Here is a 15,905-nt window from a genome sequence, read left to right on the forward strand (position 1 = left end):
GAATTGCGGTGACACAGCGGACTGCTTTGGAACAATGTTTAAACATTGTTTTATCGGACGACAAATGCACAGCCTACCTTGAATTTTCCAAAGAGGAAGAAGGCTTTGCTTGCACGATCGATGAACTTGAACAATTTGTGGCAAACAAGGGCATCAAACAAGGTGTATCGCGAGAGGCATTATTACTTTTTGTGAACAACCCTGAAACCTATTTGAAAGATAAATACAAGATTGCAGAAGGTGTCGCTCCCATTCAAGGAACAGATGGCTTCATCAAGGTCCTGGTTGGAATGGACGATACGAATGAACGACGACCACTGGAATCGGAAGATGGAACTGTCGATTACAAAGAAGTGACCCGATTAAACAATGTCCGTAGTGGTCAGATCATTGCAGAGCGGATCGCTCCTAGCGATGGCATACCAGGCAGGGCAGTAACGGGTGAGGAAATTCCTTATCGTCCGGGAAAAGAAGCTCGGTTTAAAGTTGGGAAAAACGTTGTGATTAACCCGGATGGTTCTGCGATGTATGCTGCACTGGATGGGCTGGTTACCAAAACGGACGGTAACAAACTGAATGTGTTTCCGGTTTATGAAGTCAATGGTGACGTTGACTACAATAACGGTAATATCGACTTTGTAGGCACAGTTGTCATACGAGGCAATGTACTTACCGGATTTAAAGTAAAAGCAGCAGGGGACATTCGTGTCGTCGGAGGTGTCGAAGGAGCTGAACTGGAAGCAGGCGGATCAATCGAAATTACCGGTGGTATTATTGGTTATAACAAAGGACTGGTACAAGCAGGCCATAATGTTAAATGTACTTTCATTCAAGAAGGCAACGTAGATGCCGGTGAAGATGTTCTGGTTTCCCAAAGTATTATGCATTCTAATATTCGTGCTGGCCACGGTGTCATCTGTGCGGGAACCAAGGGTCTTATTGTTGGTGGCTCGATCCAGGCTGGTCAGAACGTCTCAGCGCGTGTTGTGGGCAACAGCATGTCCACGGTCACTTCCATTGAAGTTGGTGTGCTACCAAAGTTGCGTAACGAACTCAATGATTTGCGCAAGGAAGTCAGAGAGCAGATGGATTCCTTGGACAAAACGAAGAAAGCTTTGACATTGCTGGATCAATTAGCTGCCGCTGGACAACTAACTCCAGATAAGATGTCGATGCGAATCAAACTGAATGCTACGCAGAAATCTGCTCTTCGTATAAGTGAAGAAACGAAGATGCGTATCTTTGAAATTGAAAAGGCACTTGAAGATACAAGTAATGCTCGTGTTGATATTCTGAAGATGATTTATGGAGGCTCTAAAATAGTTATCGGCAGATACACGAAATTTATTAAAGATCCAGTGAGTCGAATTTCATTTTATTATCACGATGGTGATATTACGATGGTTCCATACGTTTAAGTACAGCATTCAGGCACAGGAAGAAATCCATTCGAAACCGTGAGGTGAGCGTATGAGTTTCAAAGCAGTGGAGTTGCAGATTGCGGTACCACGAACAAGTGAAGCGGGACGTTATCAAAGTGAAGCCCAGCAGCGACCGATTACGGATCAGAATCTTTTGGCAGAGCAAACGTCGAAAGAAGCAAATGAAGCAAGGCAACGAAGTGAAGCAATGGAAGAAACTTCACAGACTTCGGTGCGTGATGGTCATAACCATGATGGGGATCAGCAGAGTGGTTCCGATGGACAGGAGACTGCTCAGGCTCAAGAAACTGTCAAACCTGCAGAGCACCCGTACAAGGGAAAACACATAGATCTGTCTTTATAATAAATGGTTGTTATGGACATGCGGTCTTGCGCACCGATGGTTGAATCAGAAGGAGAGAACCCAATTTGTCACCATGGATCATTATTGTCATATTAGGGGCCTGCGCCATCGCCTACGCTTGTATTATGCCTCGGAAAAACAAGGCGCAAGAGCCTGCGCATCAACTGGTGCAGGAGATGGAATCTACGCTTGAGCACTACATGACCGAGATCGAAAATGATAATGATGCTCTTATTCAACGTGTGGCTGAAATGAAGGGAGAAGCGACAGCAGCCGATCAACGTATGCAATTGCAACTTCAGGAATTACAGCAGCGGTTGGATCAGCTGGAACAGAGCAAAAAGAACGAAGTTGTCGCATCACCTGTTCCACACTCCGGTAATGGATCTGTACAATCTTCCGAAGGTTTGCAAGCACAAGCGCTCGTGAAAAGTGTACAAGCAGAGGCGGCCCAGCAGGCGTTAGAAGCAGACCAACAGACCAGTGAAGTCGAATCTTTGCCTAGGCGTGAATCGATTAAAGATCGATATGCAGAACTCTTTAATCTACATGCTGAAGGTAAGTCGATGGATGCCATATCCAAGCAGACAGGCATTCAGCGAGGTGAGGTACAGTTAATACTGCAACTGGCAGAACGGGAGGAAAGCTAAGTCATGGACAAGCGATCCTTATGGATTGGTCTGGGGAGCGGCATGATTATTGGTGCGGTTTTGCTTCAACTGGCCACAGTTGGACAAAATGCATTGTCGGATAGTAATCTGGACCCCGAGCAGACTGCCAATATGACCAAAGAACAGCTTGAAACGGCCGCGAAAACCTTGGATATGAAGTTGGTCGGTTCTGAAGAGGAACTATACACAGAAGCAGAGTGGGTGGCAAAGAAAAAGCAGGAGAGCAGTGAGTTGCAGGGGAGTACAGCAACACCGCCAGAGACAGCAACCTCTACGGAAACACCTACCGAGCCTGAGAAGCCACAAGAGCCTGCTGCAAGTGAAGGTGAAGGGCAGAAAGAGATAACTGAGCCGAAGACAACAGAACCTGTAACGCCAAGCAATCCGAAAGGCGCAACAGTATCATTTAAAGTACGTTCAGGCAACAGTCTGGCGATCGTTGCAGCAAACCTAAAAACTGCGGGAATCGTAGATGATGCTCAAGCATTCATAAAGGCTGGCAAGGCTGAGCGAATCAATACCAAAATCCAGGTGGGTACCTATGCGCTTGAAAAAGGCGAAAGTTTCAAATCCATTATCGCAAAAATCACGAAAGAACCGTCAAACTGAGCATGCTCGGACAGGACGGTTTTTGCGTATTAAACGGTACATTTTCAAAGCTTGATAATAATTAGCTTTGAGTTACATATCAAGTTTAAAGGATTCGATACTAGCAAAAAATGAAAAGTAGATTTTAGCTTCAAAGACTGTTGCATCGGACAGTCAGTTATGCTATATTAGATAACGGTGTTAAAACACACGCATGTGCTAATTTTGTTGAGGGTGCTTTCCTTATGGAGAGTCTTGGCGAAAAATGATGCCGGCGGAGGACACAATAAAAACCATATTAGGAGGTGTGTGAAGATGGCAGTAATCTCCATGAAGCAGCTTCTCGAAGCTGGGGTACACTTCGGTCACCAAACTCGTCGTTGGAACCCAAAAATGGATCGTTATATCTTCACTGAAAGAAACGGAATTTATATCATCGACTTGCAAAAGACGGTGAAAAAAGTCGAAGAGGCTTACAACTTCGTTAAAGGAATCGCAGGAGAGAATGGTACAATTCTTTTCGTGGGTACTAAGAAACAAGCTCAAGATTCCGTTAAAGAAGAAGCTGAACGTGCTGGTCAATTTTACATTAACCAACGCTGGCTTGGCGGTACCCTGACTAACTTCCAAACTATTCAAAAACGTATTGATCGTTTGAAACAGTTGGAAGCTTGGGAAGAAGACGGTACATTCGCTGTATTGCCTAAAAAAGAAGTTATCTTGCTTCGCAAAGAAAAAGATCGTCTGGAGAAATTCTTGGGCGGTATTAAAAATATGAAAGGCCTGCCAAGCGCCCTGTTCATCATCGATCCACGCAAAGAGCGTATCGCTGTTGCGGAAGCTCGCAAATTGGGTATCCCAATTGTTGGTATCGTTGATACTAACTGCGATCCGGATGAGATCGATTATGTTATCCCAGGTAATGACGACGCGATCCGCGCTGTTAAATTGCTGACAGGTAAAATGGCTGATGCTGTAATCGAAGCTAACCAAGGCGAAGAAACTTCCGCTTAATAGATTCGAACATATGTTATAAACTAAATGAAAAGGGTGGTTGGCAGGTGGATAACCTCTCACTGCCCTTTTTTTAGAGTGTACGTACAATACTTAATGTTGGAGGGAATTTATAATGGCAGTTAATGCGAGTGCAGTAAAAGAACTTCGCGAAAGAACGGGCGCTGGTATGCTCGATTGCAAAAAAGCACTGGAAGAAGCAAACGGTGATGTAACAAAAGCAGCTGAATTGTTGCGTGAGAAAGGTCTTTCTGCAGCAGCAAGCAAAGCAGGCCGTGCAGCAACTGAAGGCGTTGTTGAATCTTACATCCACGCTGGTGGACGTATTGGTGTCTTGGTTGAAGTTAACTGTGAAACAGACTTCGTTGGTAAAACGGATCAATTTAAGGATTTCGTTAAAGATGTAGCTATGCAAATCGCTGCAGCTAATCCTAAATTCGTTACACGCGAAGAAGTTCCTGCAGATGAGCTGGAAAAAGAAAAAGAAATCCTGAAAGCTCAAGCTCTTAACGAAGGCAAACCAGAAAAAATCATCGAAAAAATGGTTGAAGGCCGTATCGGTAAATACTACGAAGAGTACTGCCTGCTGGAACAAACTTTTGTTAAAGATCCAGACAAAACGATCTCTCAATTGCTGAACGAAAAAATCAGCCAAATTGGTGAAAACATCTCCATCCGTCGTTTCGTTCGTTACGAACTGGGTGAAGGTCTTGAGAAAAAAGTAGACAACTTCGTAGAAGAAGTTATGTCCCAAGTAAACAAATAAGACGGTTTCTATAAACCGGCGAGCAAAATTGATTTTCGAAGATATAAGAATGATGAAACTTCGAAGCGTAAACTCCCTTATATCTCAGGAAAACAGTGCCTTACCGGTTAAACGTTTTTCCTAAAAGAGCGGAACACAACTGTGTTCCTTTCTTTTTAAGCAGGAGGCCATGCGCGAGAAGTTTTGTTGGTTGAACACCAAGCGTGTTCGATTCAAAGTGGAGGGTGAATAATTGGAACAGCCAGTATTTAAACGTGTTGTCTTAAAGGTCAGCGGAGAGTCTCTTTCCGGTCAAAACGGCTACGGTATTGATGCAGATACGATCTCGTCGATTGCCCAACAGGTAAAAGAGGTTGTTGCACTTGGTGTACAGGTTGCTATTGTATGTGGCGGCGGAAACATCTGGCGTGGAATTGCCGGTAGTGAAAACGGCATCGATCGTGCAACTGCCGATTATATGGGTATGCTGGCGACAGTAATGAACTCGCTGGCACTGCAGGATGCTTTGGAACAGATTGAAGTGCCTACGCGTGTACAGACATCTATTGCAATGCAACAGATTGCAGAGCCTTATATTCGTCGTAGAGCTATTCGCCATCTGGAGAAAGGCCGGGTCGTTATTTTTGCAGCAGGTACAGGTAACCCGTTCTTTTCCACGGATACAACAGCAGCACTGCGCGCAGCGGAGATTGAAGCAGAAGTTATCTTGATGGCCAAAAATAAAGTTGATGGTGTATACTCAGCAGATCCGTTTAAGGACAGTACGGCTGTGAAATTTGATCAGTTGACTTACATGGATATTCTTAACAAAGACCTTGGTGTAATGGATTCGACGGCATCCTCGCTTTGTAAGGACAACAACATCCCGTTGATCGTATTTGCCATTACGGAACAAGGTAACATCAAACGTGTTGTTCTGGGCGAACGTATCGGAACAATCGTTAAAGGGAGTGTAGATTAATGCCACAAGCGGTTAAACAACATGCCGAAGAGCGTATGGAAAAAGCAATTCAAGCATTGCGTCGTGACCTGGCTAGTTTGCGTGCAGGCCGCGCAACTCCAGCTCTTCTGGACCGAATTCAGGTAGAGTATTATGGAGCAATGACGCCATTGAATCAACTCGCTAATATCAGTACTCCGGATTCCCGTACACTGATGATTCAGCCTTGGGACAAATCCTCCATGGGTGACATCGAGCGTGCCATCATGAAATCGGATCTGGGTCTTACTCCAGCCAATGATGGTAGCATGATCCGTTTGTCTATTCCGGCATTGACGGAAGAACGTAGAGCGGAACTTGTTAAGCTGACGAAGAAGTTCGGTGAAGAAGGTAAAGTAGCGATTCGTAACATTCGCCGTGATGCGAATGATGACATTAAGAAAATGGAAAAGTCAGATATTTCCGAGGATGAATCCCGGAGACATCAAGATGATATCCAAAAGTCGACCGACAAGTTTATTGCTGAAGTCGATAAGGTACTCGCTGCCAAAGAAAAAGAAATCATGGAAGTGTAAGACAAGCGCAGCCCCTCCAATACGGTGGGGTTTTGTCTCTTTTTCCAAGCTTCAGATAAAGAAACTTCAGGGATTTTGGAGGAACAGGAATGATCAAACGGGTTCGGTCGTGGTGGAATGGGGCTGACAAGCAGGAAACGCTGACTATATCCGAGGACAATATCCCGCAGCACGTCGCCATCATCATGGACGGCAATGGACGATGGGCCAAACGTTTGGGACTCCCGCGTATAGCCGGGCACCAAAATGGCATGAAGGCGGTCAAACGTGCGACCATCGCGGCGGATGAACTGGGCATCAAATATCTGACGATGTACGCTTTTTCGACAGAAAACTGGACGCGTCCAAAAGAAGAAGTGGATTTTCTGATGCGACTTCCGCAAGAATTTCTAGCCATAGAGCTGGATGAACTTATAGAAAAAAATGTGCGCATTCGCATGATGGGTCAAGAGGAACATTTACCTTCTCATACCATTAATGCCTTGCGGGAAGCCATTCGTCTTACGGAACATAATACAGGTCTCGTTTTGAACTTTGCAATGAACTATGGAAGTCGTCGTGAAATGACGGACTGTGTTAAACAGATCGCTCTGCAGGTGAAATCGGGGGAACTATCGGCAGAGGACATAACACCTGAACTCATTGATAGACATATGCTGACGGTTGACATGCCTGATCCGGATCTGCTGATCCGGACGAGCGGAGAGTTGAGATTAAGCAACTTTATGCTTTGGCAGCTTGCATATAGTGAATTATGGTTTACGGATATATACTGGCCCGAATTTGGCAAAAAGCATTTGCTTGAAGCAATAGCCGAATATCAGCGCAGAACAAGGCGTTACGGCGGTTTGAAATAGATGGAGGATGAAGCCGTTGAAACAGCGACTAACGACAGGAATCATAGCAGGTGTGTTGTTTTTAGGTTTTTGCATGCTGGGCGGACCCTGGTACCATGGTTTGGTATTGCTTATGGCTCTCATCGGTTATTATGAATTTGTTAAAATGACCGGGGTGATGCCTTTTTCAGGTGTAGCCCTGATTGGATATGCTGGTGTTTTTGCCATTGTGTTTCCTTGGGAAATGCTTTGGGAGGCAAGACCGCTATCCTTATTTCAGGTCATCTGGATAGTAATGCTTGTACTGATGACAGCTTCGGTTGTCACCAAAAATAAGGTTCCCGTGAATACAGTGGCCATGCTTTTCCTCGGCGTGTTGTATATAGGGATCGGTTTCTATTACATTGCAGAATCCAGACATCTGCATCATGGGTTGTTCTGGACGTTCCTGTTGCTGGGCTCCATATGGGCCAGTGATGCAGGAGCTTATTTTGTAGGGAAACTCATTGGTAAAAACAAACTGTGGCCTTCCATCAGTCCAAACAAGACTATAGAGGGTGCACTGGGTGGCATCGTAATTGCAATTGTTACTTCTGTTATTTTTGCATTAGTATCAGATGGTTTGCTTTCCTGGCAGAGAGCGATTGTGATCGGAATTGCCTGTGCAGTTGTAGGTCAGATGGGTGACTTGATCCAGTCTGCATACAAACGTGTATATAATATCAAGGATTCAGGCAGTCTTCTCCCAGGGCATGGAGGCATTCTTGATCGGTGCGACAGCTGGATTGTTGTTTTTCCATTCGTACATATACTAATGCTACTGCCCTACTAAAGAAGAACATGAGTCTGAGATAACAGCATTGTTCGCCGTAGGCATTGGATAATTAAAGATGAGGTGCAGCATGAAAAAAATTGCGATTCTTGGGTCAACCGGTTCCATTGGAACCCAGACACTGGATGTAGTTGACATGCATCCAGAACTCTTTCAAGTGGAGGGACTGGCTGCCGGAGGCAATACAGACCTGCTGATCGAACAAACCAAACGTTACCGGCCGAAGAAAGTATCAGTGGGGTCCAAAGAACTGGCGGAGAAGATAGCTCCACATTTGCCAGCAGGAACGCAACTATTTTATGGCAACGAAGGACTCGTAGAAGTTGCGGCAGGAACCGATGCGCATACGGTTGTTACAGCGGTGGTGGGCAGTGTTGGATTGGAGTCAACGCTTGCTGCCATAGATGCAGGCAAACAGATCGGACTGGCCAATAAGGAGACATTGGTTACAGCGGGGCATATCGTTACGACAAGAGCGGCTGCCAAAGGAGTCTCTTTACTGCCCGTTGATAGTGAGCACTCTGCGATATTCCAATGTTTAAATGGTGAAAACAGAAAACGCCTGACAGGCATCACGCTCACCGCTTCAGGTGGATCATTCCGTGATCTTACCCGTGAACAGTTGAAGAACGTGACTATAGAGGATGCGCTTAAACATCCGAATTGGTCAATGGGCTCCAAAATCACGATAGACTCGGCAACGATGGTTAACAAGGGTCTTGAGGTCATTGAAGCACATTGGTTATTTGGTCTTCGATATGATCAGATTAATGTATTGCTTCACCCAGAGAGTGTTATTCATTCATATGTGGAATTTGATGACACAAGCATCATCGCACAACTGGGGAATCCGGATATGCGAGTTCCAATTCAATATGCACTGACTTACCCTGACCGCTTGCCATCACCGGCACAGCGTCTGTCTCTTGCTCAAGCTGGGAAATTACATTTCCGTGATATGGATATGGAACGGTTCCCGTGTTTAAGAATGGCGTATGAGTGCGGTAAAATGGGGGGGACGGCAACAACGGCGTATAACGCAGCCAATGAGGTTGCTGTCGAAAGATTTCTAAGTAAAGAAATTTCGTTTTTACAAATTGAGTCAGTGATTGAACAAGTATTGACTAAGCATATCAATATTTCAAATCCTGATTTGGAAACCATTAAATCGGTGGATGAACAATCCAGAACCTTAGCGCATTCCTTATATAAGCGTTAATTTGTCATTAAATCCATACACCTGATTAAAAAACTTCTATTCATTTAGAGGTTTTTTCTATCTAATAGATATAATTCATAGATTTCATTGCAATATATACCAAATATGAAGTATGATTGTATTGTAAATTATAAGAAGGAGGTAATGTTATGAGTGTTGAAGAACAAATCTTGGCTATGCGTGATCCTGACTTTAGAGCAAGTTTGAGTGGGTTTGAACATCCATCAGGTAGTGTGGACAGTAATGAATTGACAAGAATGGTTGGAGGTGGGGATCAGGATCCTGAATTCATATCAATTACAATCTATAAATGTCCCACTCTCTTATGTAATACAATGATTTGTACATTAACAGATGCTTGTTATATTTAGTGATTGAATGAATATCACGAAGGGTCACTTATGAGGTATGGAACTATACACCTCATAAGTGACCCTTCAATTTTGCTAGGAGGCAAGTTACATGGCAGATAGTAGAGAGATTAAAAGTGAGTTCCTAGAAAATAAATACTCAAAAATGGACGAGTGTCATTTGCATCAAGAGGATGCTTGGCGCGCGTCGTTTAATGAGATAATGGGAGTTACTCTCCCGCAACTCAACCCTCTTTCAGCTAAAAAGCTCTTTTTTTCCTTTTGTGAGCCTTTTATTGTATATTCTCAGTTTAAACTTACTAAAATGTTAAACAGCATCGGTTCTTCTATGCATTTAGATGAGAAATCATTATCTATTAATTGGGAAGCAGAACTATACACTAAACTATTTAATTTAAGTGTTAGGACGCTAATACAGGAGCTACATATAGCTAGAATTTCAGGTGTATTAGTGGGTGTTAATTCAAATGAGCGCTATCATTATTATAATAATGTGATGTTAAAGGATAAAGAATACATTGATTCATTCTTTAGTATGTATCCCGTGCTTGCCAAATTAATGGTAGAAGCTACAGAGAAGTTTATTCAATTCAATGAAGAGATCTTGATTAATCTTGATCGAGACATAGATCAGGTTCGCCTTTCTTTTCAAGCAGATTATAAAAAGTTAGAGATTATTAACACAGGAGTGGGTGATACTCACCATAAAGGGCGTTCTGTCAGCATACTCACCTTCAGCGAAGGAGAAAAATTAATATATAAGCCCCGCCCTATGAAAATTGACTGTGCTTTTGAAAAAATTATAGAATGGATTAATGAGAAAACAGACAAAGTAAATTATATTACGGTTCTAACAATAGACAAGGTTAATTATGGGTGGCAATTTTTTATAGAGAGAAAGGATTGTAGCTCTAAGGAAGAGGTACAGCGTTACTATTATCGTTATGGGGGACTTGTAGCTCTTTTATATGTATTGAACTCCAGAGATTTTCATTTTGAGAATATAATAGCTCATGGCGAACATCCAATTCTTATCGACTTAGAAACTTTGTTTTCGAATAGTGTAGAGTTGGAATTGGAAAATGAATCTATACATTTGTTTCGACACGAGATGGATCATTCCGTCTTTAGCAGTCTCCTAATCCCATCTAAAATTAGTCCTGAAGATAACATAGATAAGAGTGGTTTGGGCCAATGGGGGAACAAAGAAAATGAAATCATCAGTCAAGTTATTGATGCTCCGTTTACAGATACGATGAAGTTAATCCAAAAGAAGGTTTTTTCTAAGGGCTCATCTAACAAACCCCAATTAAATAATCAACCTGAAAATTATTTGCATTACATTGATCAAATTGAAGCCGGCTTCTCAGAAGTGTATCTTCTAATGATGTCTCACTGCAAGGAATTGATTAGTTCGGCAGGGCCAATACAAGTCTTTAGGGACGTTCAGGTTAGACACATTTTTAGGCCAACTAGTGATTATGCAGAGTTCCTTAAGTCGGGTCTGCATCCGGATTATTTACAAAATATGCTGAGCAGAATGAGATTGTTTAAACATTTACAACAGAGTTCGGTAATTGCTCCTTATTTTGAAGCTGTAGTGCCATATGAGATTGAGAGCCTTTTGAATCAGGAAATACCTGTCTTCACTTTCCAATTTGATGGTGAGCACATTAGCTATGCTGATGAAAAGAGTTTAGATTTGACATTTAGAACGAGTAGCTTTCACAGAGTGATTGAGCAATTAAAAAAATTAAGTTACGCAGACTATGAAAAACAAAGAAGATACTTAAGAATGTCTTTAGCATCCTCTTTATCATACGAAGGAATTAAATTACCGCCAGAGATACCGACATCTGTTAAGTGGGATTATTTAAGCAACAACATAGATGATGATACTAAGTTTCTGCAAACTGCTATGTGTATTGGTGATGAGTTGATGCTGACGGGTGTTTGGGATCAGAAGTTTAAAACGGTTATATGGATAGATCGGAAGTCTTCAGGTAACAAAAATAATTATATAGGTATGTTGGAACCTACATTATACGAGGGTTCACTTGGTATCATTTTATTTCTCGCATATCTTGCGCAAGAGTCTGGGGAACAAAAATATCGTGATTTTGCAGAACGGGCTCTGAAAAGCAGTCTCTCATCGATGACAGAAACTCATAAAAATAGATTATCATCTTTCAATGGATTAATTTCAATGGCTTATACCTTACTCCATCTAGCTACTCTTTGGCATGATAAGAAAATGTTTGAAGAAGCAATTACCTATATGAAACAGATCGGACCACTTATTAAGAAGGATAAAGAACTTGATATTATTGGAGGATCTGCTGGGGCAATAATAGTACTGATGAATGTGTACTCACAAACTCAGGACCCGGTTATTAAAGAACTAGCGTGCAAGTGTGGAGAGCATTTACTCATGAAGTTAAAAGAACGTTTAACTAGAGGGGAAGAACTGCTTCTGGGATTGTCACATGGTGTAAGTGGATATGCTTGGGCGTTTACTGAACTTTGGGCTGCAACAAAAAATGAGAAATACTTAAATTTTGCCAATTTACTTATAGAGATGGAACGTGATAATTATAACGAAGTTCATAATAATTGGCCAGATAAACGATTAGTTGAAGATCGAGCTTTTCAATCCGTTTTCTGGTGTCATGGTGCACCCGGCATAGCACTCTCAAGAGCAAAAATGCTTATGAAAGTGAATGATGAGAAGATGATTGATGAAATCAAAAGTGCAATCTCAAAAATAAGGAGTGATGGCCTTCATTATGAACCTTTTCTGTGTCATGGCAGTTTGGGGAATATAGATGTATTGTTGTCTATTATGCAGATGAAGAAGTCATTAGAGGTAGAAGGAATAGACTTGAAATATTTAGCATCACAAATCATTCACGATCACAGAAAGGTTTCATCCATAGATTATCCTCTTGGAATGATGACAGGAATATCTGGATATGGATATAGTTTACTTAGACTGAACAATAGTAAACTACCCTCTATTCTGGCATTCGAAATTTCTCCACTAAAGCTATGAACGAACAAGTAAAAACTCTTGGTAATTGTGGAGGAATAATGTTATTCTAAAATATGCATATTATAGATTAAGGAGGTGTTTAATGTAATGGAAACAGTGAAAATTGTGTTTTATGTATTTTTTATGTTTTTTCTAGTGGTAGGAATACACGAATGGGGTCATTACTACTTTGCTAAGCGTGCAGGTATTTTGGTTCGAGAATTTGCTATAGGCTTTGGGCCTAAAATGTTTTCATATAAGAAGAATGAAACTCAATTTACGTTTCGCTTGTTACCATTCGGAGGATATGCAAGAATGGCGGGCGAAGATCCTGATCTTCTTGAAATTGAAACAGGGCAGATTATAAATGTACGAATAGCCGACGGACAAGTGAAAAAATTGTATACAGATAATTTGCAAAAGCAGAGAAATGTGATTCAAGGCGAAGTTTTGTGCATTGAACTAGAGGAAAAATTGATTATCAAGCTTGATATTGACGGGGAACAAATAACTTATCCAGTTCACCCTAGAGCTATGATTGTGAGCAAAGGTCGAGAGACACAAATTGCTCCCAAGGATCGTCAATATGGTAGCAAAACTGTAGGTCAGCGTGCTATGGCCATTTTTGCGGGGCCACTGATGAATTTTATTCTAGCCTTTTTCTTGTTTGTGATATTTGTTCAAATGAATGGTGTCCAAGTGGTAAATCCAACTTATATAAAGATAGGTGAAGTAACAAGTAATTCACCTGCTTTTCAAGTTGGATTAAAAAAAGGAGATATCATTAATCAAATTAATGGTATCTCGATCGGTGCAGACCAACAAAAAGCGATTGCTTTAATTTCTGATTCCAAAGATATTGCTATGGATTGGAGGATTATACGTGATGGCAAAGAAATCAATTTAACAGTTACTCCAAGAAGTATGCAAGGGCAAGAAGGGGGAAAGGTTGGTTTATCATTAGAGCTTCCAACCCGGAAAGCAGGAATTCTGGAAACCCTTAAACTATCAGGTGAATATACGGTTGAAACCTCTAAACTTATTTTTAAGGGATTGCAACAGCTAGTCCAAAAGTTTGCACTTAATGATATAGGGGGACCAGTAAGAACGATTGAGGCTACAACGCAGATTGCGAAATCGGGCCTTGATCGGATGATTTACTGGACAGCAATGATAAGCATTAATCTCGGTATCTTTAATTTGCTTCCGATTCCTGCGCTTGACGGCAGTCGTCTCGTATTCTTGGGTATTGAAGCGCTTCGCGGTCGTCCGGTTAATCCAAACCGGGAGGGCATGGTGCATTTTGTTGGATTTGCAATGCTCTTTGTGCTGATGCTGGCAGTAACTTACAATGATATATTACGTTTAATTAACGGATAATTACGGTTGGACTACGCTCTGGACATTCAGAGATAGTCGTTATGGGAGGACGCTGGAGTCTTATGTCAAAGGAAAATGATAAACAGTTCGTGACTGAAATCACACCACAGGGTGAGGATTTCTCACGCTGGTACATTGATGTTATCAAAAAAGCTGATCTCATGGACTATGCACCCGTACGCGGTTGTATTGTGTTCAAACCAGACGGATTTGAAATCTGGGAACATATTAAGGATGAGTTGGATCGTCGTTTCCGGGAAACGGGTCATCGCAACGCATACTTCCCGATGTTCATTCCTGAGAGCTTCTTTCAAAAGGAAAAAGAGCACGTGGAAGGTTTTAACCCTGAATTACCATGGGTTACGGAAGCTGGCGGAGAGAAGCTGGAAGAACGTCTGGCAATCCGTCCTACATCCGAAACGATTATTGGTCACATGTATTCCAAGTGGATTCAGTCTTATCGGGATCTTCCGGTACTGATCAACCAGTGGGCTAACGTAGTTCGTTGGGAAAAAAGAACGTTGCCGTTCCTTCGCACAAGTGAGTTCCTGTGGCAGGAAGGTCATACAGCGCATGAGACGGAAGAAGAAGCACGTGAAGAAACGATGAAAATGCTTGAGATTTATCGTGAAGTGGTTGAGGAATACTTGGCTATTCCTGTAATTGTGGGTCAGAAAACCAAGTCCGAGAAGTTTGCGGGTGCGGTAGATACGTATTCGATCGAAGCCATGATGAAGGATGGACGTGCTGTACAAGCAGGTACATCTCACTATATGGGGACGAACTTTGCAAAAGCATTTGAAATCCAGTATCTTAGCCGCAATAATGTACTGGAGCTGGCTTACACCACTTCATGGGGAGTAAGCACACGTTTGATCGGTGCATTAATTATGGTTCACGGAGATGACCGTGGTCTCGTACTTCCTCCTAAAGTCGCACCAACGCAAGTAGTCATGATTCCAATTGGACCTCCGAAAACACGTGATGCTGTGGTTGGGCGTGCAGATGAGTTGTTCACTGAGTTGAAAAAAGCTGGAGTCCGTGTGAAAATGGATGATCGCAGCGATGTTCGCCCAGGTTGGAAATTCAATGAATACGAGATGCGCGGTGTTCCGATTCGTCTAGAGATTGGTCCACGTGATATGGAAAATGGCGTTTGTGTACTCGTATCACGGATCACAGGTGAGAAGAAAGTGGTAGAACAAGCAAACCTGGTAGAAGAGATCCAGGCTATGCTGACACAGATCCAGGTAGATATGTTAGAGCGTGCTCGCACATTTATGTCGGATAACTTCTACTCCGTGGATACACTCGATGAGATGAAAGAACTGATGGAAAATAAACGCGGGTTTACACTGGCCGGATGGTGCGGTTCGGAAACTTGCGAAGATAAAGTAAGAGAAGTCACAGGTGCAACAAGCCGGAACATTCCGTTCCAGCCTGCTGAAGAAAAGCATACGTGCCTGGCTTGTGGTGAACAGGCAGAACACACGGTTGTGTTTGCAAGAGCGTATTAAGTCAGGATAACCTGACTATATACATTGAACTAAACATTTACATGAGAACGTAGAGAACAGAAATAACCTGAAGAAGCGGAGCTAAAAGCTTTCTGAAAGAAAGCTACATCGGAAGCATACACTGCGCCTTTATCCCCGGATTTTCCCCTTTGTAAATGGGAATCAAAAAATCTGGGGGTAACAGCGATCGGAAGGTTGTTCTGTTATCGGAGTGGTAAGTGTAAATATCTTTTTGTTCAATGTATATAATGGCACGTACGGACTGTAAGAGTAATGAATGGAGAGCTTCTGTCGGATAAAATGAGTCGGTGCGAGTTCGGATCGGTGACATTTTTGAATGCAGGGGCTTTTCATGCTTTAAGGGGGTACAAGGAGGAACA

Annotated in this window: 15 protein-coding genes; all 15 read left to right on the forward strand. The window is 42.4% G+C overall.

The annotated features are described in order from the left end of the window. The first annotated feature begins 8 nt into the window (after window positions 1–8). The 15 genes from MKY01_RS11550 (at window position 9) to proS (ending at window position 15,525) form a co-directional block, all read left to right on the forward strand. The gene (locus tag MKY01_RS11550; protein ID WP_076249810.1) at window positions 9–1,418 is read left to right on the forward strand and encodes a FapA family protein; all 1,410 of its coding nucleotides are present in this window, start codon (window positions 9–11) and stop codon (window positions 1,416–1,418) included. Window positions 1,419–1,470: 52 nt separating this feature from the next. Then, window positions 1,471–1,785 carry a hypothetical protein gene (locus MKY01_RS11555; protein ID WP_127543757.1) on the forward strand — a complete coding sequence of 105 codons (315 nt, stop codon included), beginning with the start codon at window positions 1,471–1,473 and terminating at the stop codon, window positions 1,783–1,785. Between the two features lie 65 nt (window positions 1,786–1,850). Further along, window positions 1,851–2,435: a hypothetical protein gene (locus MKY01_RS11560; protein WP_339286435.1), complete on the forward strand. Its 585-nt coding sequence runs from the start codon at window positions 1,851–1,853 to the stop codon at window positions 2,433–2,435. Between the two features lie 3 nt (window positions 2,436–2,438). After that, a complete protein-coding gene (locus MKY01_RS11565; protein ID WP_036670382.1) occupies window positions 2,439–3,065 on the forward strand; it encodes an endolytic transglycosylase MltG in 627 nt (208 codons plus the stop codon). 294 nt (window positions 3,066–3,359) lie between these two features. Then, the gene (gene rpsB / locus MKY01_RS11570) at window positions 3,360–4,058 is read left to right on the forward strand and encodes a 30S ribosomal protein S2 (protein WP_047842496.1); all 699 of its coding nucleotides are present in this window, start codon (window positions 3,360–3,362) and stop codon (window positions 4,056–4,058) included. Window positions 4,059–4,173: 115 nt separating this feature from the next. Next, a complete protein-coding gene (gene tsf, locus MKY01_RS11575; RefSeq protein ID WP_036609326.1) occupies window positions 4,174–4,824 on the forward strand; it encodes a translation elongation factor Ts in 651 nt (216 codons plus the stop codon). Between the two features lie 232 nt (window positions 4,825–5,056). Next, window positions 5,057–5,785: a UMP kinase gene (pyrH, locus tag MKY01_RS11580; protein WP_017689153.1), complete on the forward strand. Its 729-nt coding sequence runs from the start codon at window positions 5,057–5,059 to the stop codon at window positions 5,783–5,785. After that, complete coding sequence (gene frr, locus MKY01_RS11585) at window positions 5,785–6,339, forward strand: ribosome recycling factor (protein ID WP_100529402.1); 555 nt, start codon at window positions 5,785–5,787, stop codon at window positions 6,337–6,339. Before pyrH ends, frr begins: the two co-directional genes overlap by 1 nt. 89 nt (window positions 6,340–6,428) lie before the next feature. After that, on the forward strand, window positions 6,429–7,196 hold the full coding sequence (locus tag MKY01_RS11590; RefSeq protein WP_237175950.1) for an isoprenyl transferase: 768 nt from the start codon (window positions 6,429–6,431) through the stop codon (window positions 7,194–7,196). 16 nt (window positions 7,197–7,212) lie between these two features. Next, entirely contained in the window at window positions 7,213–8,007 is a 795-nt protein-coding gene (locus MKY01_RS11595) for a phosphatidate cytidylyltransferase (protein ID WP_100529403.1), read from the forward strand. Window positions 8,008–8,077: 70 nt separating this feature from the next. Beyond that, window positions 8,078–9,226, forward strand: coding sequence for a 1-deoxy-D-xylulose-5-phosphate reductoisomerase (locus MKY01_RS11600; protein WP_282321912.1), 1,149 nt, complete (start codon window positions 8,078–8,080; stop codon window positions 9,224–9,226). Window positions 9,227–9,375: 149 nt separating this feature from the next. After that, window positions 9,376–9,597, forward strand: a complete 222-nt coding sequence (locus tag MKY01_RS11605; protein WP_282321911.1) for a hypothetical protein — start codon at window positions 9,376–9,378, stop codon at window positions 9,595–9,597. Window positions 9,598–9,688: 91 nt separating this feature from the next. Continuing rightward, complete coding sequence (locus MKY01_RS11610; protein WP_339286436.1) at window positions 9,689–12,649, forward strand: type 2 lanthipeptide synthetase LanM family protein; 2,961 nt, start codon at window positions 9,689–9,691, stop codon at window positions 12,647–12,649. 87 nt (window positions 12,650–12,736) lie between these two features. Further along, complete coding sequence (gene rseP / locus MKY01_RS11615) at window positions 12,737–14,008, forward strand: RIP metalloprotease RseP (protein WP_282321909.1); 1,272 nt, start codon at window positions 12,737–12,739, stop codon at window positions 14,006–14,008. A gap of 62 nt (window positions 14,009–14,070) precedes the next feature. Further along, window positions 14,071–15,525 carry a proline--tRNA ligase gene (gene proS, locus MKY01_RS11620; protein WP_074094579.1) on the forward strand — a complete coding sequence of 485 codons (1,455 nt, stop codon included), beginning with the start codon at window positions 14,071–14,073 and terminating at the stop codon, window positions 15,523–15,525. Window positions 15,526–15,905 lie beyond the last annotated feature (380 nt).

The organism is Paenibacillus sp. FSL R5-0486 (assembly GCF_037975155.1).
Taxonomy (GTDB): Bacteria; Bacillota; Bacilli; order Paenibacillales; family Paenibacillaceae; genus Paenibacillus; species Paenibacillus amylolyticus.

Coding starts and splice junctions, on each gene's coding strand:
- rpsB (WP_047842496.1), top strand. CDS start 3,360: ATGGCAGTAATCTCCATGAAGCAGCTTCTCGAAGCTGGGGTACACTTC.
- MKY01_RS11590 (WP_237175950.1), top strand. CDS start 6,429: ATGATCAAACGGGTTCGGTCGTGGTGGAATGGGGCTGACAAGCAGGAA.
- MKY01_RS11605 (WP_282321911.1), top strand. CDS start 9,376: ATGAGTGTTGAAGAACAAATCTTGGCTATGCGTGATCCTGACTTTAGA.
- MKY01_RS11565 (WP_036670382.1), top strand. CDS start 2,439: ATGGACAAGCGATCCTTATGGATTGGTCTGGGGAGCGGCATGATTATT.
- rseP (WP_282321909.1), top strand. CDS start 12,737: ATGGAAACAGTGAAAATTGTGTTTTATGTATTTTTTATGTTTTTTCTA.
- MKY01_RS11555 (WP_127543757.1), top strand. CDS start 1,471: ATGAGTTTCAAAGCAGTGGAGTTGCAGATTGCGGTACCACGAACAAGT.
- MKY01_RS11610 (WP_339286436.1), top strand. CDS start 9,689: ATGGCAGATAGTAGAGAGATTAAAAGTGAGTTCCTAGAAAATAAATAC.
- MKY01_RS11600 (WP_282321912.1), top strand. CDS start 8,078: ATGAAAAAAATTGCGATTCTTGGGTCAACCGGTTCCATTGGAACCCAG.
- frr (WP_100529402.1), top strand. CDS start 5,785: ATGCCACAAGCGGTTAAACAACATGCCGAAGAGCGTATGGAAAAAGCA.
- proS (WP_074094579.1), top strand. CDS start 14,071: ATGTCAAAGGAAAATGATAAACAGTTCGTGACTGAAATCACACCACAG.
- tsf (WP_036609326.1), top strand. CDS start 4,174: ATGGCAGTTAATGCGAGTGCAGTAAAAGAACTTCGCGAAAGAACGGGC.